2 protein-coding genes are annotated in these 3,948 nt (G+C 73.0%); both read left to right on the forward strand.

Annotated elements, in window-relative coordinates:
* On the forward strand, positions 1–3,299 hold a 3,299-nt coding region (locus ABZ646_RS42225), incomplete at its 5' end, for an Rne/Rng family ribonuclease (RefSeq protein ID WP_360531791.1).
* Positions 3,300–3,565: 266 nt separating this feature from the next.
* Positions 3,566–3,886: a 50S ribosomal protein L21 gene (gene rplU, locus ABZ646_RS42230; protein ID WP_004931419.1), complete on the forward strand. Its 321-nt coding sequence runs from the start codon at positions 3,566–3,568 to the stop codon at positions 3,884–3,886.
* Positions 3,887–3,948: the final 62 nt, after the last annotated feature.

The raw sequence follows: 3,948 nt of genomic DNA on the forward strand, positions 1-3,948 counted from the left end.
CGGCCGCTGAGGCCCCGGCGGCCGCCGCACCTGCGGCCGCGCCCGCCGAGCCCGAGGCCCCGCGTCGTCGGCGCCGCGTCGCACGGCAGGCCGCCACCGGCTTCTCCGAGCCCGCAGCCGTGGCCGGAGCCGAGGAGGAGCCGCGCCGCCCGGCCCGGCCCGCCGTCGCCGTCTTCCAGGCGCCCGTGTTCACCGAGCCCAAGTTCCAGACCCCGGAGCGCGCCGCCGCCGAAGCCGCCGCGGCGTCCGTCGACACCGCTGAGCCCGAGGAAGTCGCGGAGACCACCGCGCCCACCGGTTCCACCGCGCCCACCGGTTCCACCGCGCCCACCGGTACCCCGGACACCGCCGAGCAGGGCGAGGCCGGTTCGCGGCGCCGTCGCCGCCGTCGGGGCGCCGTCGAGGAGGCACCGGTCGCCGAGGTTGCCGCCGAGGACGAGACCGAGGAGCCGGAGGACTCCGTCGAGGACGCCGCCGACGGCGAGGACGAGGCCGAGGAGGCCGGCTCCCGCCGGCGCCGCCGCCGGGGCGGCCGTCGCCGTCGCCGTGGTGACGCCGCTGACGGCGACGGCGCCGAGGACGGCTCCGACGAGCTCGCCGCCGAGCAGGCCGAGCAGGATGCCGAGGACACGGCCGAGCAGGAGGAGGAGGACGACGAGGACGCCCACGACGACGCCGGCGCATCCTCCTCCAGCAGCCGCCGTCGCCGTCGCCGCAGGCGGCGCGCCGGGGACGGTCCCGACGCCGAGCCCGGCGAGGGCGACCCGGAACGCACCGTCGTCAAGGTCCGCGAGCCCCGCAAGCCCTCCGAGCCCTCCGACGAGGTGCAGTCCATCAAGGGCTCCACGCGCCTGGAGGCCAAGAAGCAGCGCCGCCGCGAAGGCCGCGAGCAGGGCCGCCGACGCGTCCCGATCATCACCGAGGCCGAGTTCCTCGCCCGCCGCGAGGCCGTCGAGCGCGTGATGGTCGTCCGCCAGCACGGCGACCGTACACAGATCGGCGTCCTGGAGGACGGCGTGCTCGTCGAGCACTACGTCAACAAGGAGCAGTCGACCTCGTACGTCGGCAACGTCTACCTGGGCAAGGTCCAGAACGTGCTGCCCTCGATGGAGGCCGCCTTCATCGACATCGGCAAGGGCCGCAACGCCGTCCTGTACGCCGGTGAGGTCAACTTCGAGGCCCTCGGCATGGCCAACGGCCCGCGCCGCATCGAGTCCGCCCTGAAGTCCGGCCAGTCCGTTCTCGTCCAGGTGACGAAGGACCCGATCGGCCACAAAGGCGCCCGCCTGACCAGCCAGGTCTCCCTCCCGGGGCGCTACCTCGTGTACGTCCCCGAGGGCTCCATGACCGGCATCAGCCGCAAGCTGCCCGACACCGAGCGCGCCCGGCTGAAGACCATCCTCAAGAAGATCGTCCCTGAGGACGCGGGTGTCATCGTGCGCACCGCCGCCGAGGGCGCCAGCGAGGACGAACTGCGCCGCGACGTCGAACGGCTCCAGTCGCAGTGGGAGGACATCCAGAAGAAGTCGAAGAACGGCAACGCCCCGACGCTGCTGTACGGCGAGCCGGACATGACCGTCCGCGTCGTCCGCGACATCTTCAACGAGGACTTCTCCAAGGTCGTCGTCAGCGGTGACGAGGCCTGGGAGACCGTCCACGGCTACGTCTCGCACGTCGCCCCCGACCTCGTCGGCCGGCTGTCGAAGTGGACCTCCGAGGTCGACGTCTTCGCCACCTACCGCATCGACGAGCAGCTCGCCAAGGCCCTGGACCGCAAGGTCTGGCTGCCCAGCGGCGGTTCGCTGGTCATCGACCGGACCGAGGCGATGGTCGTCGTCGACGTCAACACCGGCAAGTTCACCGGCCAGGGCGGCAACCTCGAGGAGACCGTCACCCGCAACAACCTGGAGGCGGCCGAGGAGATCGTCCGCCAGCTCAGGCTCCGCGACCTCGGCGGCATCATCGTCATCGACTTCATCGACATGGTGCTGGAGTCCAACCGCGACCTCGTGCTGCGCCGCCTGCTCGAATGCCTCGGGCGGGACCGGACCAAGCACCAGGTGGCCGAGGTCACCTCGCTGGGTCTCGTCCAGATGACCCGAAAGCGTGTCGGACAGGGCCTGCTGGAGTCGTTCTCCGAGACCTGCGTGCACTGCAACGGCCGGGGCGTCATCGTCCACATGGAGCAGCCCGGCTCCGGCGGCGGTGGCGGCGGCAAGCGCAAGAAGCGCGGCCGCGGCGGCGACGGGCACGAGCACGAGCACGACGTCCACGAGACCCACGGGACGGTCGACGACGGTGCCGTCGAGCACGCCGAGGCCGTCCACGCGGTCGAGACGGCGGCGGAGGTGGCGGCCGAGGTCGCCGAACCCGTCGCGCTGACCGCGCCCGCCTTCGCGCCGGACGAGGAGCTGTACAGCAGCGTCGCCGAGGCGGAGGCCGCGGCCGGCCGCGGCCGTACCCGCCGCCGGGCGAGCCGCCGGGCCTCCGCTCCGGCCGGTGCGCCCAAGGAGCGCGCGTCCCGCAACCGGGGCGCCCAGGCCGAGGCGCCGACCGCGCAGGCCGTGCCGGCCGCCGTGGCGGCCGAGCGCGAGGTGCTGCCCGAGCCGGCCGCCGAGGCGCACGCCGAACCGCCCGCCGTGGAGGACCCGGTCGTGCAGGCCGCGCAGGCCCCGGCTGACCGGACCGCCCCGGAGGCTCCCGCCGTGGAGGCCGAGGAGGCCGCGCCGAAGGGCCGTACGCGTCGGCGTGCCACCCGGAAGGTGTCGGCGCCCGCCGGGTCCCCGGCAGGGGCCGAGGCCGCCGTGGTGACCGTCGTCGCCGAGAGCGCCCCGGCGCAGACGGTGGCGGAGACGGTCACGGAAACGGCCGCGGAGCCCGCTGCGGAGCCGGCCGCCGAGGCCGCGGCCGCGCCCGCCGCTCCGGGCCGTCCCCGCCGCCGTGCGGTGCGCAAGGCCACCGCGCCGACCGCGTCCGAGGAGGCGGCCGTCGTGGTCGTACCGTCGACGGAGTCCGAGGCGCCGGCGGCCGAGGCCCCGGAGGCCGGGCAGCCGGTCGCCGAGGAAGCGGTCGTCGAGGAAGCGGTCGTCGAGGAGACCGCGCCGGCCAAGAAGACGGCCCGTAAGACGGCCGCCAAGAAGACCGCGGCGAAGAAGACGGTCGCCAAGAAGACGGCCGCCAAGAAGACCACGGCGAAGAAGACGACGGCCAAGAAGGCGGTCAAGACCGCCAAGACGGCCGCCGCCAAGTCGACGGCGAAGAAGACCACCACGGTCCCCGCCGCCTCCGACGAGGGCTGACGCCCGGCAGGTGGGGCCGGTCCTCGTGACCGGCCCCGCACCGCACCACCGGGACCGAGTGACCGACCCCACACCCCCGGGGCCCGGTTTGACCCCCTCGGCCACCGCCCCGTAACCTTGACCGTCGGCGTGTCCATGGATATGAGGACGCGCCACATCCCCGTAAACCTCATCCTTCGGAGCACAGGGTGTTCCGAAGAGGCCGCCTGTATGCCGGGCGGCTGGACTTCGGGGGTGCCGTTCCCGAGCGAGAGAGTGAGATCCGCGTGTACGCCATCGTGCGCAGCGGTGGTCGCCAGCACAAGGTTGCTGTCGGCGACATCGTTGAGGTTGACAAGATTTCCACTGCCAAGGTTGGCGACACGGTCGAGCTCTCGACCCTGCTCGTTGTCGACGGCGACGCTGTGACCAGCGACCCGTGGGTGCTGGCCGGCATCAAGGTCCAGGCCGAGGTCGTGGACCACCACAAGGGCCAGAAGATCGACATTCTGCGCTACAAGAACAAGACCGGCTACCGCCGTCGTCAGGGCCACCGCCAGCAGTACACGGCGATCAAGGTCACTGAGATCCCCGCGGCTGCGAAGTAAGGGACTGAGGAGAGATGGCACACAAGAAGGGCGCATCGTCCACCCGTAACGGTCGCGACTCC

The organism is Streptomyces sp. NPDC007162 (assembly GCF_040634175.1).
Taxonomy (GTDB): Bacteria; Actinomycetota; Actinomycetes; order Streptomycetales; family Streptomycetaceae; genus Streptomyces.